The organism is Streptomyces sp. NPDC047841, from assembly GCF_040704085.1.
Taxonomy (GTDB): domain Bacteria; phylum Actinomycetota; class Actinomycetes; order Streptomycetales; family Streptomycetaceae; genus Streptomyces; species Streptomyces argyrophylli.
In genome coordinates this window covers 1-15,958 of sequence record NZ_JBEYRP010000028.1, presented here as the reverse complement: position 1 = coordinate 15,958, position 15,958 = coordinate 1, and the positions used below count along the sequence as shown (strand labels likewise).

Here is a 15,958-nt window from a genome sequence, read left to right as displayed (position 1 = left end):
GCTCCGGTCTCTTCGGGCGGGCGAACGCGAGCGGAAGGGGGTCAGCGCGCGGGCTCTTCGTTCTTGGTCAGGGCCAGCAGCCCGGCCGAGAACGTCTGTACGGTCGGCCGGCGCAGCAGGACGTCGAGAGGAACCTTGCGGCCGAGCGCGGCCCGGACGGCGTCCATGACCTGTACCGCGCGGAAGGAGTCTCCCCCGATGTCGAAGAAGTCCTCGTCCGGGGCGAGCCGGGCCACACCCAGTACGGCCTGCCAGATCCCGGACACCAGATCCTCCATGCGCTCGGGGGTGGACAGGTCGGTGGCCGCCGGAAGCGGCACGGGCGGCGCCGGGCGTTCGGCCAGGGCACGTTGCGACAGCAGCCCCCGGTCCAGCTTGCCGTTCTGGGTCAGGGGCAGCGCGTCGAGGACGGCGACGGCGGAGGGCAGCATGGCCTGCGGGAGCCATTTCCCCAGGTGATCACGTACTTTGCCGGGCAGCGCCGTCCGATCCGCGTCCGGCTCCGGTACGACGTAGGCGTACAGCCGTTTGTCGCCGCCGTCGCCCGCGGCGACCACGGCGGCCTGGCGCACCCCGGGACACCGCAGCGCCGTCGCCTCGATCTCCCCGCTCTCGACCCGCACCCCACGGATCTTGACCTGGTGGTCGATACGCCCCAGGAACTCCAGTGCGCCGTCCGCGTGGCGGCGGGCCAGGTCCCCGGTGCGGTACAGGCGGCCCTCGGTGCCGGGAACGCCGGAGACGAACCGCTGAGCCGTCAGTTCCGGACGGCCCAGGTATCCGTCGGCCACTCCCACGCCGCCGATGTAGATCTCTCCCGGCTGTCCGTCGGGGACCGGCCGACGGTTCTCGTCGAGGAGGTGCACGGTCGTGTCGGGTATTGGCCGGCCGATGAGCACCAGCTCCGGATCCGGGTCGCGCGGGCAGGTCCAGGCGGTGGCGAAGACGGTGCACTCACTGGGCCCGTAGATGTTGGTCAGCGAGGCCGTGGAGCGCGCGTGGAAGCGCCGGACCAGGTCGGGAGGGAGGGCCTCGCCACCGACGATGACGTACTTGAGGCCGTCGTAGCGTTCGTCGTCGTCGCGGTCGAGGAGGAACAGCTCCAGCAGCGACGGCACGCAGCAGAGCGTCGTGACGTGGGCGTCACGGATCAGCCGGGCCAGGTGGGCGGCGTCGCGCTGGCGTCCCGGTTCGGCGATCACCACGGCCGCGCCGGCCAGCAGAGGCCAGTACAGCTCGGCGAGATACAGGTCGAAGGTGCAGGTGGTGTGGTGCAGGACGCGGTCACCGGGTCCTATTGGGTGGCCGCTCTGGAAGGCCGTCATCCGGGAGGCCACCGCGGCGTGACTGATGACGGAGGCCTTGGGGCGGCCGGTGGAGCCGGAGGTGAACAGCACGACCGCGGGTGCGTCCGGTGCGCCGTCGGTGTCCGGCCGCGGAGTGCGTGGTGGCGGCAGCCCGCGGCCGTCCAAGGACAGGACCGGCACCGGCGGGTCGAGCCGGGCCGCGCCGTGCGGAGAAGTGATGACCAGGCGCGGGGCGCAGTCCTCGATCTCGTGCCGGGTTCGTTCGGGCGGGTCGCCCACGTCGAAGGCGACATGGGCGGCACCGGCGAATACGACGGCGAGGACGGACACCACGAACTCGATGGAGCGCGGCTGGTAGACCGCGACCCGGTCGCCGTCGACCACGCCCCGGTCGCGCAGTGCTGCGGCCAGCGCCAGGACACGGTCTTCGAGTTCGCCCGCCGTGACGACGACGTCGCCGTGGATGAGCGCGGGCAGGTCCGGTTCACGCTCCCACTGCCGCCGCAGAAGGCGGTCCAGCCGCGCTCCGGCCGCCGCGTCGGTCGATTCCATCACTGTGCGCCTTTCTCGTCGTGTGGCCTCATGGGTGTCGCGTCGCGCCGTGCGGCCGGCCGGTGAGGGCTCACCGGAAGTGGTCCAGGTTCGCTTTGATCGCCCCCACCAGCTCGGCCGGGCGTTCGACCAGGAGCATGTGGCCACCCGACACTCGGGCCTGCCGAGTCCGTTTGGCGAACGGCGCCCAGCCGGCCATCCGGTCGGGCGGGCACAGCGGATCGTCCTCGCCGGAGACCACCAGCAGGGCGGAGGTCAGCACGGGTTCGGGCCCGCTCTGGTAGTCCTGGACGGCGCGCATGTCGGCGACGATGAGCGGCAGGTAGGTGTGGGCCATGTCGTCGTCGGCCACGTGCTCGGGCACGTAGCCGAAGCGGCGTACCGCCGCCAGGAGTTCGGCCGGATCGTCGCTGTCGGGCAGCAGGCGCGTGGTGTGCGGCGGACGGTCGACCGACCAGTAGGAGACCGTGACAAGACCGGCCACCAGTCCCGGGGCGGAGTTCTGCAGCGCGCGCACCGCCTCCAGGGCGATCACGGCACCGGCGCAGACGCCGACCACCAGCAGAGGTGCCGTGCCCGGCAGGGCGCGTGCGGTGGCCGCCACATCGGCGGCCAGGGTGCTCAGGTCCCCGACCGGCTCGCGGATACGGGACTCACGGCCGGGCAGCCGCGCGGCCGCGAGCTGCCAGTCCGGCGGGAGGTGCGGGCTCAGCACGCGTGCGTTGGCCGCTCCGGCTCCCGAGTGCGGGACCAGCAGGACGCGCCACGCGGCCGCGTCCGGGTCACCGCCGATCAGTACATAGGGTTTGCCTGCCACGGCTGTCTCCGATCGCTCTCGTCGTACGCCCGGGGCGCCGGGCGGCTCCGTCGACGGGCTGGGCCCGGTGGATGTGTGCTGCCGGGCGGGCCCGATGTGGGAGTGGCGCGGGCGGAAGCCTCATGAGGGGTCACTCGCCGTCAGTTGCGCCCGCAGGGCAGCGGCAGTGTGCGGGAGCAGGGGTTCGCGCAGGATGCTGTAGTGGTCTCCCGGCACCTCCACCACGCTGAGCGGCCCTGTCACCTGGTGGGACCAACCGTGGTCCACCGCGTCGCCCGGCCGCCCGGTGGGTGTGGCGAGCAGGGTCACCGGTCCCGGGTAAGGGGTGGCGGGCCGGTAGCGGTCCATCGCCACGGCGTGTGCCGCGTATGTCCGGAACAGGCGGTCGAGCAGGACCACGTCGTCGTCGGGTGAGAGCACGCCTGCGGCCTTGGCATGTGCCAGCAACCGCTCGAGGCCGGCGCGCACTCCGGTCTCCGCGAGATCGCTGTGCGCCAGGCCGAAGTCGACGTCCAGGGTGCCTCCCCAGTCCGCGGCGAAGTCGGCCAGCAGCGCGATCTCGTCGTGCTCGCCGTGCGGGTCGACCGTCGGCCGGGGCGGGTGGCTGTCGAGCATCACCACCGGGAGCGTCCGACCCGTCGACTGCAGGAACTGGCGGGCCATTTCCAGGGCGACGACGCCTCCCATCGACCAGCCCGCGAGGAGGAAAGGCCCGTCGGTGGCGGCTTTCGGCAGGGCGGCCAGGTAGGCGGAGGCCATGGCCTCGATGCTGTCGCGCGGCACCTCCTCGTCGCTGAGTCCGCGCGCGACCAGGCCGTGTACGGGCCGGTCGGAGCCCAGTTCGTCGCACAGTCCGGCGTAGCACAGGACGTTGCCGCCGATGGGGTGGACGAGGAACACGGGCGCCCCGGCACCGCTGCCGCGCAACGTCACCAGGGGCGACGCGTCGGCCGTGGCGTCCTCTCGGCTCAGCAGGGCGGCCAGCTGCTCGACCGTGGGTGCCTGGAAGACGGCGGCGGGCCGGACGGTCCGGCCGCAGGCCTGTTCGATGCGGGCCACCATCCGCATGGCCGAGAGGGAGTTGCCGCCGAGGTCGAAGAAGTTGTCGTGCAGGCCGATGTCGTCCCGGTGCAGGACCTCTGCCCAGGCGTCCGCGACCTGGCGCTCGTGCAGGGTGCGTGGTCTTTCGACGGCTTCCCTCGTCGGCCGGTCCACGGCCGGTGCCGGCAACCTAGATCGGTCGAGCTTGCCGTTCGCCGTGAGGGGCAGCGCTTCCAGCGTCACCACGGCCGCAGGCACCATGTACTCCGGCAACACCGCCGCCACATGTGCACGCAGGAGGGCGGCTTTTGGAGCGGCGCCCGTCGTCGGCACGACGTACGCGACGATCCGTTTGTCACCCGGAATGTCCTCGCGGACTGCGGCGGCGGCCTGCCTCACCGCCGGATGCGTCAGGAGCGCGGACTCGATCTCGCCGAGTTCGATACGGAAGCCACGAACCTTGACCTGGTCGTCCGTGCGGCCGAGGTAGGCGAGTGTGCCGTCGGCGTTCCATTTGACGACGTCGCCGGTACGGTACATCCGCTCGCCCGGACCACCGTAGGGGTTGGGCAGGAACCGTTCCGCCGACAGGGCGGGCCGCCGGAAGTACCCCCTGGCCAGCTGTGCGCCGGACAGATACAGCTCCCCTGCGACACCGGGGGGAACGAGCTGGAGGGAGGCGTCCAGCACGTAGACCTGCGTGTTGTCGATGGGGCGGCCGATCGGCGTCGGTCCGCCGTCAGGGCCCATGGGCCGGCCGGTCCACGAGGTCACGGCGACGGTGGCTTCGGTCGGGCCGTAGAGGTTGTGCAAGGGGACGTCGAACAGGGCGTCGAACGCACGATGCAGCTCCGGGGGCAACGCCTCACCGATGCAGATGACCAGACGCAGGCCGACGCAGTCGCGGGCCCTGCGGTCGTCGAGGAACACCTGGAGCATCGACGGGACGAACTGGACGACCGTCACCCGCTCGTCCTGGATGAGCCCGGTGAGGTAACGGGTGTCCCGGTGGCCGCCCGGCCGGGCCACCACTATGGAGGCTCCCGACATCAACGGCCAGAACAGCTCCCACAGCGAGACGTCGAATCCCACCGGAGTCTTGTGGAGAACGCGGTCGGCAGCGGTCAGCTCGTACTCGCGCTGCATCCAGGCGAACTGGTTGATCACGCTGCTGTGGGAGACGGTCACGCCCTTGGGCCGGCCGGTGGAGCCTGAGGTGTAGATGACGTAGGCCGGGTGCTCGGGCGACAGGAGCCCGTTGCGGTCCGAGTGGGTGAGGTCCGTCCCGTCCAGGTCGCTCAGGAGCGACATCGTCTCCGGGGCGTCGAGGAGCAGGACGCCGGCGCAGTGCCGCCCGGACAGCAGGTTCGTCTCCTGGAAGGAAGTCTGCGTGATCACGGTGACGGGTCGGGCGTCGTCAAGGATGTAGCCGATGCGGTCCGCGGGGTAGTCGAGGTCGATCGGCACGTAGGCTCCACCGGCCTTGAGCACGGCCAGCAAGGCGACGATCAGGTCCGCCGATCGGGGCAGAGCGACCGCGACCAAGGACTCCGGGCCGACGCCGTGCCGGACCAGGGCCCTCGCCAGACGATTCGCCCGCTCGTTCAAACCGGTGTACGACAGCTCCTCCCGCTCGGGGGCGACCTCACCCTCCACCGTGGAGGGCACCCGTATCTCGCCGGGGGTGTCGACGCGGTCGCACAGCACGGCCGGGGCGTCCGGTGTGCGGCGAACCTGCTCCTCGATCAGGCCGTGCAGCGTGCCCGGCGTGCCCGGGACGACCGGGCCGCGGCCCTGGCGCAGCAGCGCTGACGCCTCTTCGGGCAGGAGCAGGTCCGCGCTCCCCAAAGTGCGCTCTGGTTCGACGAGGAACTGGGCGAGGAGATGCGTGTAGCGCCGGCTCAGCCGCCGCGCGGTCTCCGGCTCGAACAGGTCGGTGCGGTAGCCGATCTCGCACCGCAGTGTCTCGCCGTCCTCCACCACGTCCAGGCTGAGGTCGAACTTGGCGTCACGGGTGGTCACCTCGCAGGGGACGGTCTCGATGCCGGGAAGTCGCACAGGGTCCTCGGCGCCGCTGTTCTGGAGGGTGAACATGGCCTGGAACAGTGGGTTGTGGCTCAGGGTCCGTTCCGGCTTGAGCTCCTCGACGACCAGCTCGAAGGGCACGTCCTGGTGCTCCAGTGCCTCGAGCACCGTCTGCCGGGTCCGCCGCAGGTACGTCCTGAAGGAGAGCTCGTCCGCGGCCTCTCCGCGCAGCACAACGGTGTTGACGAAGAACCCGAGAAGCCCCTCCAGTTCGGTGCGTGGCCGGCAGGCGACGTGGGATCCCACCAGGACCTCGCGCTGCCCCGACAGCCGCGCCAGCAGCACCTGGTAGACGGCAAGCAGCACCATGTACAGGGTGCAGCCCTCCGCGCGCGCCCGGGAGCGGACGGCGGCCGTCAGCTCCGGAGGCAGGACGAAGGCGAGCTGCGCACCGGTGTACGACGCCGTGGCCGGGCGGGGCCGGTCCGTGGGCAGGGCCAGCAGGCCAGGGGCGCCGTGCAGGGCACGCCGCCAGTAGGCGAGGCCCTCGGTCAGGGCTCCTTGGTCGAACCGGCTCTGCTGCCACAACGAGTAGTCGGTGTACTGCAACGCCGGTTCCGCGAGCGGCGAGCCGTCTCCCGCTCCGAACGCGGCGTACAACGCGGCCAGTTCGTCGAAGAGCACGCCGAAGGACCAGCCGTCGAAGACCGCGTGGTGGAAGACCAGCACCAGGGTGTGCTCAGCCGGGGCCGAGCGCACCAGCAGGGTGCGGAAGAGCGGCCCTTGGGCCAGGTCGAACGGGCGGGAGAGCTCGCACTCGGCCAGCGCCCGCACCGCCGCGGCCCGCTCCGCCGACGGGAGCGCGGTGACGTCTCGCACCGGGAGCCGAACCGGGGCAGCCTCGTGGACCACCTGCATGGGGAGGCCGTCCTTGGCCGTGAAGGTGGTCCGCAGCACCTGGTGCCTGCGGACGATCTCCGTCAGGCATCGCTCCATCAGGTCCGGGTCGACAGGGCCGTGCAAGGTCATCGCCTTGCCCAGGTTGTAGGCGGACCGGTCACCCGGCTCCATGACCCGGTCCAGGAACCACAAAGCGCGTTGAGCCGTGGACGCGGGCACGGGCGCGGCCCCGTCGAGAGCAGCCCGCAACGCGATCGAGTCGGCGTCGACGGGTTCGCTCTGCCGCGGGGGGAGGTCCTCCGGCGAGAGGCCGGAAACGGGCCGACCCGGCTCACTCGTCCCATCGCTCTGTATCCGCGGCGGCAGCACGACGTCGAGGTCACCCGCGACCGCTTCCGGCGCCTCGTCCGCGGTTTCGAGCGCGCGGGCCAGTTCTGCCACCGTCGGCGCCTCGAACAGCGTCCGGAGCCTCATCTCGACGTTCAGCACGTCGCTCACTCTGGCGATCAGGCGGGCCGCCAGCATGGAGTGACCGCCGATGTCGAAGAAGTCGTCGTCGATTCCGACCGAGGGCAGGCCGAGGACGTCGGCGAACAGGTCGCGCAGCACGGCCTCGCGGGGGGTGACCGGCTCCCGGCCGGCCGGTCCGCAGTCGGGGTCGGGCGCGGGGAGGGCGGCCCGGTCCAGCCGCCCGTTGGGTGCGGTGGGCAGATCGCCGGCCACCAGGACGGCCACGGGCACCATGTGGGCCGCCAGCAGACCCGCGACGTACCGCCGCAGCTCTCCCGGATCGACGGTCGCGCCCGGGGCCGGCACCACGTGGGCCACCGGGCGCGGGCCGTCGGCGTGGTCGGCCGTCGACACGACCGCTCGCTCCACCGCCGGGTGGTTCCGCAGCGCGGCCTCGACCGCGCCGGGCTCCAGGGGCAGGCCGTGCACCAGGACTCGATGGGCGGCGCGTCCGAGGACGACGACCCGCCCCCGGTCGTCCAGGCGGGCGAGATCGCCGGTACGGAACATCCGTGCCCCAGGTGGTCCATAGGGGTCGGGGAGGAACCGTGCCGCGGTGCGCGCCGGCCGTCCGTGGTACCCCAGTGCCAGACCCGGCCCGCCGATGTACAGCTCTCCGGTCACGCCCGGCGGAAGCCTGCGCAGGTCCGCATCCAGCACCAGGACGCGCACCGCGGCGGCCGGGGCGGCCGGGAGCAGCCCGGACGAGGTTGGCCGGAGCTCGGCTGTGAGGGCGTGGACGGAGGTCTCGGTCTGTCCGTACCCGATGGTCGGCGCGTCTTCACTGTCCTGCCGGGCGCCCCGTGTCACCGGGCCCTCGTCCATGAGAGTGAGGACCCGGGCGCGGCCCGGGCCCTCGACGACGGTGAGGTGGTGGGTCGACGGCTGGTCGGCGGAGGCGATGGCCAGGTGGGCGCCGGTCGTCAGCGCCGTGAAGGTTTCCCAGAGAGCGAGGTCGGTTCCCGGGGCGCCGTGCAGTCGGACCGAGCTGCCCGGCGTCACCGCCAGGGTCGTGGCCGTGTGATGAAGCCCGTTCGCGAGGCCGCCATGGGTGAGCAGCACTCCGTGCGGTTCGGCGTCGTCCGCTCCGGTGTACAGCAGGAAGGCGGCCTGGCCGGGCAGGACGCGGGCGGGCCGGGGGGTGCCGGCGAGGGCGACGGTGTCGGTGGTGAGGGCTTCGTCGTCGAGCAGGAGAACAGTTTCGGCGTCCAGCGGCTCGCGCAGTGCCGCCTTGTCGGTGATCACCAGAGCCGGGCGGGCGTCGGCCAGGACGGCGCGCAGCGTGTCCGTCGTCGCCCGCGGGTCGACGGGCAGGCACACGGCACCCGCCTTGAGGAGCGCCAGGGTGACCAGGACGTGGTCCGGCGACGGGGGCAGGGCCACGGCCACAACCGTCTCCGGGGTGACTCCGTGGGTGGTCAGCCGCTGGGCGAGCCGGGTCGCGCCGGCGTCGAGGTCGCCGTAGGAGAGAGTGCGTTCGCCGTGCGTGACGGCCGGCTCCTGGGGCGTGGCGATCGCGTGCCGCCGGACGAGGTCGTGCAGGCAGGCGGGGCGTCCCGGTGGGGCGGGCTGCTCGGTGAGCAGGAGCCGTTCCCGCGGGAGGAGCATCTCCAGGGCGCCGATGGGCGTGTCCGGCTGTGCCACGGCGCTCTCGAGGAGTTGCCGGTAGTGGGCGACCATGCGCGCGACGCCCGGCTCGTCGAAGAGATCGGTGGCGTATTCCACGGTCACGTCGATGGTGCCGCCGCGCTCGACGGCCGACACGTTGAGGTCGAACTTCGAGCGGCCGAGCTCGATGGGCAGGAGCTGTCCCATCTCCAAGCCGGTGAAACGGGTCCGCTGCTGCCATTCGTCCTCGTCGTGGGACTCGAACACCACCTGGACGAGCGGGTTGTGGCTGAGGCCGCGGTGCGGGGCGAGTTCCTCCACCAGGCGGTCGAAGGACAGCGCCTGGTGGTCGCAGGCGGACAGGAACGTGGCCCGGGTGCGGCGCAGGTGCTCCCGGAAGCTCGGATCTCCCGTCAGGTCGCCGCGTATGACCAGCGTGTTGACGAAGTAGCCGATCATCTGCTCGAACTCGCTGCGGACCCGGCCGTGGACCACGGTCCCCACGAGGATGTCGCGCTGTCCGCTGTAGCGGGACAGGACCAGCTGGAAGCCGGCGAGCAGGACCGTGTAGAGAGAGCTGCGTTCCTCGCTGGCCAGATCGCGCAGTCGCTCGCTGAGTTCGACGGGGAGGACGGCGGTGTACTCCGCTCCGGCGTGCGACTGTTCGGCCGGGCGCGGCCGTAGCGTCGGCAGGGCCAGCAGGCCCGGTGCGCCGGCGAGCTGTCGGCGCCAGTAGCCGATCAGCTGCTCCAGCCGCGGACCGGTGAGGTGGCGGCGCTGCCAGCGGGCGAACTCCGGGTACTGGGGCGCGGGCGCGGTGTCCGGGAGCGTGTCGCCCGCGACGAGAGCGTTGTAGACGCGGGAGAGGTCGCGCAGGGCCACGTCCACCGAGACGGCGTCGAAGACGATGTGATGGACGACGATCGTGAAGACGTGTTCCTCGTCCGCCACGCGGATCAGCCGGAAACGGACCAGAGGACCCTTCTCCAGGTCGAACGGGGTGGCGACCTCCGCCGCGCACAGGTCCGCCGTCCGCTGTTCGCGCGCGGGGCCGTCCAGCTCGCGCAGGTCGTCGACCGGGACGGGTATGCGGAGCCGGGGCTGCACGGCCTGGAGCGGGCGGCCGTCCTCGACGGTGAACGTGGTGCGCAGAGCCGCGTGCCTGGCGACCAGCGCGTCCACCGCCCGGGTCAGCGCGTCGGTGTCCAGACGGCCGCCGAACCTGAGGCGCCAGCCGATCGTGTAGAGCCGGTCGTCGGGGGTGATCTGGTCGATGAGCCACAGTCCCTGCTGGGTGACCGAGGTCTCGTAGGTCTTCGGGCCGCCGCGCTCGCGCAGCTTCCGTTCCACCAGGGCCCGCTGCTGCGGCGGCAGTTCCTTGAGCCTGGCGAGGAGGTCCGCCACGTCCGTCACAGCGCCAGCGCCCCCCGTCGTTCCACCAGTGCCTTGTGCAAGCGGGCCAGGCCTTCGCCGAAGGCGTCCTCGGCACCGCCGAAGCCCAGCCGGACGCGGTCGGGATGTCCGAAGCCGGCGCCGGGGACCAGCAGCACGTCGTAGCGGCTGCCCAGGACCCGGCAGAGGTCCTCGGTGTCGATGACGCCCCGAAATGCGGGGAAGGCCGTGACACCGCCCGACGGCGATGTCCACGACACCAGGTCCGCGTTCTCCTCGGCCCATGCGCCCAACCGGCGCAGGTTGCGCGCCGCCTGGGCACGGCGGTCGGCGAGGATGCGGTCCGCGCCGACCAGAGCGCGTGCGGCGAGGAACTCGGTCACGGGCGACAGACAGATCGTCAGGGCGTCGCGCAGCGGTACCAGACGGGCCAGGATCTCCGGCGCGGCCAGGCACCAGCCGACGCGGGTGCCCGGCAGTCCGTAGGCTTTCGACATCGTGCCCAGACCGATACAGCGGTCGTGCAGGGTGGCCGGGTCCGGCAGCTGCTCGCCGTGGTGGACCAGTTCGGCGAAGGCGCCGTCCCACACCAGGTGCAGGTCGTGGCCGTCCACCAGGGTCAGCAGGTCGTTCAACTGTTCACGGGTCAGGTGGGCGCCGGTGGGGTTGTGCGGGAAGTTGACGACGATCATGCGGGTGCCGGATGTGACCAGGGCGCGCAGGTCGTCGAGGTCGGGCGTGAAGCCGCTCTCGGGACGCAGCCGCCAGCGCACCAGCCGGCAACCGATGGCCTCGGCGACGGACGTCAACGAGTGGTAGGCGGGATCCACGACGACGACCTCGTCACCGGCGGACAGCAGGGCGTTCATCACGGCGAAGATGCCCTCGGTGGAGCCGTGGGTGGTCATCACACGGTTCGTGTCACCGGCGGCGAAGCGGTCGGCGACGGCCTGGCGCAGCGCCGTGCTTCCGTAGGAGGGGGTGTCGTCCAGGCTGATGACGTCCAGTTCCTCGACGGTGATCCCGAGAAGGCGCCGCAGTTCGGCCAGGGACCAGCACTGCACACCGCTGCTGCCTAGGTCGATCGACGTGTCGAAGTAGAAGTCACGCATCCAGTCCTCCAAGGCGGCGCGTGGCAGATGCATGGCGTGCTCCTGATTCGTGAGGGGGACGCGGTCCTTCGGCGGGTCCTCGAGGCGTTCCGTTCGGGACGTGCGGGCGGCGGCCGGCCGCCGCCGGTCACGGCACGGGATGGCCCTCAAGCACGGTGCGGCTTGCGGTGGTGGCGGAGGTGGGGGACAGGCCGTGGAGGACTTCCAGCGCGGCCGTGACGCCGCTGCCGGGTCGCACCGGGTGACCGAACTCGGCCAGGCCCAGTTCGATGGCGGACAGCGCGGTCAGCACGTCGAACTCGTCCATGAAGCCGCAGTGACCGATCCTCAGAACGCGGCCGTCCAACGGTGCCTGGGCACCGGCGAGTTGCAGGGCGTAGCGGTCCAGCAGCCGGTCGACCAGCGCGGTCGCGTCCACACCCGCAGGCATTTCGGCGGCGGTGACGGCGCTGTGCCGGTCGTCGTCCGGTGAGAACAGCCGCAGCCCGAGACCGCGCACGCCCGCCCGGGCCATCCGGCCGAGCCGCACATGACGGGCCAGGACCTGGTCCAGTCCCTCGGCGTGGATCTGCCGCAGGGCCACGTCGAGCTGGCTGATCAGGGAGACGGCCGGAGTCCACGGGGTGCGGGGGATCGGTGCCGCGAGTGCGGCCCGGGCCTCGTCCCAGTCGAAGTAGAAGCGCGGGAGGCGGGCGTGCCGGTGCTGTTCCCAGGCGCGTTCGCCGACGCTGGTGAACGCCAGGCCGGGCGGTGTCATCAGTGCCTTCTGACAGCCGCCGACGACGACGTCGACGCCCCAGTCGTCGGTGCGCAGCTCACAGGCGCCGACCCCGGATGCGGAGTCCACCACGGTGATCAGCGGCGCGCACGCGGCCGCGAATCCGCGGATGTCGTTGACCATGGCGGTCGAGGTCTCACAGTGGACGGAGATCGCGGCCTTCAGGCCGGGGCCGGCGGCCGCCGCGGCGATCCGGGTCAGGTCCAGCGGCTCGCCCCAGGCGTGCCGCACCTCGGTGACGTCCAGCCCGAACGCGGTGGCCATCTGGACCCAGCGCTCGCCGAAGGCGCCGTTGGTGGCCACCAGGACCCGGTCACCGGGCGAGAACAGGTTCTGCAGGGTGCCTTCGAACGCGCCGGTCATGCTGGAGGCGAACAGCAGCACGTCGGCGCGGGTACGCAAGGTCCGCTGGAGGTTGGCGACGACCCGGGTGAACACCTCGGCGTAGGCATGGGTGCGCTCGTCCTCGACGGGCAGCACTGCGGCCGCGGTGACCTCGGGAGGTGTCGGTGTGGGCCCCGGGACCATCAGCCGGTATTTCCTCATGGGGCGGTCACGCCTTTCGCTGGATGCCTGGGACGGAGGGGCGCGCGGCGGCGATCAGAAGACGACACGTGAGTCGGCACTCACCCGGGCGTCCCGGGACTTGCGCAGGTCGCGCGTGACGTTGACCCGGCGCAGCCAGCGATCGTGTCCGTCGTAGCGGGCCTGGTAGGGGTTCCTGCCGTGGACGGCCTTGTAGTTGTCGATGAAGAGCACATCGCCCGGCCGCAGGGCGATGCCGGTCAGCTTGGCGTCGATCTGCTCGACGAGTGCTTCGAACGCGGCCGCCGCCTCCGGGTCGTCGTCCGTCCGGTCCATGAAGTAGGGATCGAGCCGGCCGTAGGGTGTCCGCGGGTCGCCGAAGAGAACCGGCACCTTCTCGGGAGCGGTGTTGAGCCGGTCGATCCTGCGGGCGCTGCGTTCGACGAGGTCGGCCGGTGCCTGGAGACGACTGCGCGCGGTGCGGTTCTCCGGCTGGTGGGAGTTGTCCGGGCGGATGACGTAGCGCGGGCCGGCCAGCACCCGTCTGGTCTCCTCGTCCAGCTCCAGGTCGTCGAAGAGCGCGTAGGTGGTCTGCACCGCGTCCGGGTTGCGTAGGCACAGGAGACCGACGTACTCGGCGCGGTAGGGGTGGAACGCGTCCTCGGTGTGCCAGGTGAGGGGCTCGGCCGTGGACGAGTTGAGCTGGGCGTGCTCATGGCCCTTGATCGGCACCACGTCGTGCAGGAGCCGCCCGTCCTGCTGTGTGGCCCAGGCGATGGGATCGCCCAGCAGTGAGGCGCACATCAGCAGGAACATGTCCTCACGTCGGGTGCGACCGTCGTCGTCGGCTTCGCCCCACTGCGCTGGCGTCGCGCCGATCGCGGCGTCGTCCACCTGGAAGCCGCTGATTACGCACCCGCCGGAGGGTTCTTTGAGGCGGAAGGCGTTCAGCCGGGCCCGCAGCGTCCGCGGCATCTCCTGCGCGCGCAGGGCGACGGCGTCAAGGAGCTGCTCGTCGGTCGCCGGCTCCTCGGCGAGCAGTTCCTCGAGAAGGGCGTCGACCAGCGCGCGGTCGGCGTCGGTCAGGTCTATCCGGTACATGCTCAGCTCCGTGGGGAGGTCAGGTGCGCGGCGGTGCCGGTGGTCATCCGTGCGCGGCGTCGTCGGCCGCGGGGCCGTCCGACCCCAGCAGCCTGAGCGTTTCCTCGTCGGAGAGGAGGTCGATGTCAGCGAGGAGGTCCTCGAGGCTCAGCTCGTCCGCCGGGTGCGGGGACACCTCCGGTGTCGAGGGGCGCGCGCCGAGCTCGGTCAGCCGGTGTGCCACGTCGAGCACGGTCGGCAGGTCGAAGAAGTCGGCCAACGGCAGGTCGACGTGGTAGCGGTCGGCGATCCTGCCGACGAGCCGCATGGCCAGCATCGAGTAGCCGCCCAGCGAGAAGAAGTCGTCGTCCGGGCCGATGCCGTCGTCCTCGAACGCCTCCCGCCACAGGGGCAGCAGACCACCGAGGATGCCGAACGCGGGGAGTTCCGCCCGGTCCACGGAGCCGTCACCGGCGCGCGGAAGCTCCGGGACGGGGACGAGAGCGGTCCCGTCGGGCACCGGACGAGCCTCCTCTTCCAGGTGCCGGCGCAACTCCGCCTCGTCGAAGGCGTGGCCGTCCTCGACGACGACGTACACGATCGGCTCGCCGTCGCTGTGTGTGGTGCCGATGGCCTCACGCACCGCGGGATGGCGGTGGAGTCCGGCCACGCAGGTGTCCAACAGATGCTTGGTGCGATCCATTCGGTTGACCCAGACTCTCTGCTCGTCACTCGGTCGCTCGCGTCCGGTACCGCGCTGGGCAGTCCGCGATGCGACCGCCCACGCAAAACCCTAGGAAGACCCGGAGCCGGGGGCAATGAACGGCCGGATCAACTACGGTCATGGGTTCGCGGAAACGCCTCAACAATCCGCTGAGAGCATCACCTCCGCGCCGCTGTCGACTCCGCTGGTCCAAGAAATAGGCTCTTGAGTAGTTCACCTTTTTTCTTGTCTCCGCTCACCGGATGAAGTGAGAGAAGGAAATCATCGTGATGGAAACACAGGGAAACACGGAGCAGTTCGCGGTGGTCGTCAACGACGAGGAGCAGTACTCGATCTGGCCCGCGGACCGTGCGCTGCCGGAGGGCTGGCGGAGGGAGGGGCGTACGGGTACGCGCGACGAATGCCTGTCGCACATCGACACGGTGTGGACCGACCTGCGTCCGCGCAGTGTGCGGGAGCGTACCGGGGCGCAGGGTTAGGTGGCCTCGGAACAGCGTGAGTGGTTGCGGCTGTTCGGGCTGCCGCCACAGGCGTGCGAGCGGGTCGCCGCTCTGTGGCCGGGCCCGCCGGCGGGCACGGGACCGGAAGACGCCGTGACGTCAGGCCCCTGCGCCGCCGCACTCGTGTGGCAGGGCGACGACGCCGAGGTGGCGGCGTTCCTGGAAGCGCACCCGGAGTGCCGTTGGCTCCACACCACCGCCGTGGGGGTGCCGCGAGCGGTGCTGCGGCACGCGGACGCCACCGGTCTCACGGTCACCAACGGCGCCGGGACGCGCGGCAGCGCGGTGGCGGAACACGTCCTGGCGCTGCTGCTGGCCCATTTCAAGGGCCTCCCGCAGACGCTGGCGGCGCAGCGGGAGCGGGACTGGAAGGTGCCGGTCGCCGCGGAACTGCGCGGCCGGCGGACCGGAGTCCTGGGTCTCGGGGACATCGGCAGCCGTACGGCCCGCCTCCTCGACGCGTTCGGGGCGCGGGTGAGGGGCTGTCGGCGCGGTGCGGGAGGCGGCCCGGGTGCCGGTTTCCCGGTCCCGGGGATGTCTGTGTACGGGCGCGAGCGGATGGAGGAGTTCCTCACCGGACTCGATGTCCTCGTGGTGGCCGTGCCGCTGACCGAGGAGACCGCCGGGCTCATCGGCAGCGCCGAACTGGCGCTGCTGAGGCCGGGAGCCGTGCTGGTCAACGTCGGCAGGGGCCCGGTGGTGGATGAGGCCGCCTTGCTGTCCGCGCTCCGCACCGGGAGGCTGGCCGGCGCGGCTCTGGACGTGTTCGCCGCCGAGCCGCTGCCCGCGTCGTCTCCGCTGTGGTCGGAGCCCGCCGTGCTGATCACGCCGCACAGCGCGGACGCCACGCCCGAGACGGATCAGCGGTGCTTGGACCTCCTGCTGGACAACCTGGCCCGGTTCGTCGCGGGTCGGCCGCTGCGCAACGTGGTGGATCCGGCGCGCGGCTACTGATGCGGGTGGGCCGCGCACCGGGAGACGGGGGCGGGGGCCGAAAACGGCCACCACCCTGGTGGGGTGGGCGAATGCCTCCTAGCGGACCCCTGCGTCCGGGCGTCGCGAAGATGTGCCAGAGTTGCGTCGTCCG

General features: G+C 71.6%; 9 protein-coding genes. 2 read left to right on the top strand and 7 right to left on the bottom strand.

Going from position 1 to position 15,958, the window contains the following annotated elements; all coding sequences use genetic code 11:
* Nucleotides 1–41: 41 nt before the first annotated feature.
* From AB0947_RS34605 to AB0947_RS34575, 7 genes are all read right to left on the bottom strand, one after another.
* Nucleotides 42–1,859 (bottom strand): non-ribosomal peptide synthetase, encoded by a 1,818-nt coding sequence (locus tag AB0947_RS34605; protein ID WP_366754338.1) that lies wholly within the window; start codon nucleotides 1,857–1,859, stop codon nucleotides 42–44.
* Nucleotides 1,860–1,929: 70 nt separating this feature from the next.
* A complete protein-coding gene (locus tag AB0947_RS34600) occupies nucleotides 1,930–2,676 on the bottom strand; it encodes an alpha/beta fold hydrolase (protein ID WP_366754337.1) in 747 nt (248 codons plus the stop codon).
* Between the two features lie 120 nt (nucleotides 2,677–2,796).
* The gene (locus AB0947_RS34595) at nucleotides 2,797–10,173 is read right to left on the bottom strand and encodes an amino acid adenylation domain-containing protein (protein ID WP_366754336.1); all 7,377 of its coding nucleotides are present in this window, start codon (nucleotides 10,171–10,173) and stop codon (nucleotides 2,797–2,799) included.
* Nucleotides 10,170–11,297, bottom strand: coding sequence for a capreomycidine synthase (vioD, locus tag AB0947_RS34590; RefSeq protein WP_366754335.1), 1,128 nt, complete (start codon nucleotides 11,295–11,297; stop codon nucleotides 10,170–10,172). The genes AB0947_RS34595 and vioD overlap by 4 nt, the downstream gene beginning before the upstream one ends.
* Nucleotides 11,298–11,391: 94 nt before the next feature.
* Nucleotides 11,392–12,588, bottom strand: a complete 1,197-nt coding sequence (locus AB0947_RS34585) for an alanine--glyoxylate aminotransferase family protein (RefSeq protein ID WP_366754334.1) — start codon at nucleotides 12,586–12,588, stop codon at nucleotides 11,392–11,394.
* A gap of 54 nt (nucleotides 12,589–12,642) precedes the next feature.
* The gene (gene gntD, locus AB0947_RS34580) at nucleotides 12,643–13,668 is read right to left on the bottom strand and encodes a guanitoxin biosynthesis L-enduracididine beta-hydroxylase GntD (protein ID WP_366754333.1); all 1,026 of its coding nucleotides are present in this window, start codon (nucleotides 13,666–13,668) and stop codon (nucleotides 12,643–12,645) included.
* 43 nt (nucleotides 13,669–13,711) lie between these two features.
* Complete coding sequence (locus AB0947_RS34575; RefSeq protein WP_366754332.1) at nucleotides 13,712–14,350, bottom strand: phosphopantetheine-binding protein; 639 nt, start codon at nucleotides 14,348–14,350, stop codon at nucleotides 13,712–13,714.
* 290 nt (nucleotides 14,351–14,640) lie between these two features.
* Between AB0947_RS34575 and AB0947_RS34570 the strand changes: the two genes are divergently transcribed.
* Nucleotides 14,641–14,850 (top strand): MbtH family NRPS accessory protein, encoded by a 210-nt coding sequence (locus AB0947_RS34570; RefSeq protein ID WP_366754331.1) that lies wholly within the window; start codon nucleotides 14,641–14,643, stop codon nucleotides 14,848–14,850.
* 114 nt (nucleotides 14,851–14,964) lie between these two features.
* Nucleotides 14,965–15,825, top strand: coding sequence for a D-2-hydroxyacid dehydrogenase (locus AB0947_RS34565; protein WP_366754330.1), 861 nt, complete (start codon nucleotides 14,965–14,967; stop codon nucleotides 15,823–15,825).
* Nucleotides 15,826–15,958: the final 133 nt, after the last annotated feature.